The sequence below is a fragment of the Xenorhabdus budapestensis genome (assembly GCF_002632465.1).
GTDB classification, from domain to species: Bacteria; Pseudomonadota; Gammaproteobacteria; order Enterobacterales; family Enterobacteriaceae; genus Xenorhabdus; species Xenorhabdus budapestensis.
The window spans coordinates 1-757 of the sequence record NZ_NIBS01000124.1; the positions used below are offsets into that span (position 1 = coordinate 1).

1 protein-coding gene and 1 pseudogene are annotated in these 757 nt (G+C 55.6%); both read left to right on the plus strand.

The annotated features are described in order from the left end of the window. On the plus strand, window positions 1-156 hold a 156-nt coding region (locus Xbud_RS19205; protein ID WP_145956692.1), incomplete at its 5' end, for a PFL_4695 family integrating conjugative element protein. Between the two features lie 8 nt (window positions 157-164). Beyond that, a pseudogene (locus Xbud_RS19210) lies at window positions 165-757 on the plus strand (type IV conjugative transfer system coupling protein TraD); the annotation flags it as partial.

Below are 757 nucleotides of genomic sequence, written 5' to 3' on the forward strand. Positions count from 1 at the left end.
CTGGTCGTCAATGTCAGTGAAATGGCAGGCTTACAGTCACTGCGGGCATTAGCGCCGGATGTCTTGTTATCGCCTGCTTCCGGTTCGGAATTGGCTCGCCGTTTGCAACTGCGACATTATCCGGTGTTAATCACCGAAACTGCGCTCTCTCAGTAGTTATCACCATGAGCCGCCGTTATGTTGTTGAAGCCCTGTTACGTCCTGCCGTCGAGCTGAATACTGCGGTGGTCTCAGCCGTTGCCGCGTTTGTCTGCATCAGGGCACCCTGGACAATTGCACTGGCACCCTCAGTCAGTTATGTGATGGCCAGCGGTTTTGCGGTATTAGCGATAATACGCACATGGCAGGGTATTCAGGTCCTCCGCTATCGCCGAAACCTGCGTCGCTTGCCGCGTTATCAGATGAGTACAAAGCAGATCCCCGTCAGCCATCAGCGTCTGTTTCTGGGCCGGGGTTTTCGCTGGCAGCAGAAGCATACCCAGCGTTTGCAGGATACGCGGCGACCGGAGGTCGAACACTTTGTGCAACCGTCCCGGTTCTATCAGCTTGCCCGTTTACTGGAGCACCGAATGGAATACCGTTGGCCGGAATTGTCGGCCTTGTTACGCAAAGATTCCCCGTTCAATCCTGTGCGACCACTGCCACCGGTTGGCGGCAATCCCATGATCCACGGTATTGAGCCACAGGAAGCGGAGGTGTTTATGGATTTGCGTGAGCGGGTCGGGCATACGCTGATAATGGGAACAACGCGCGTAGG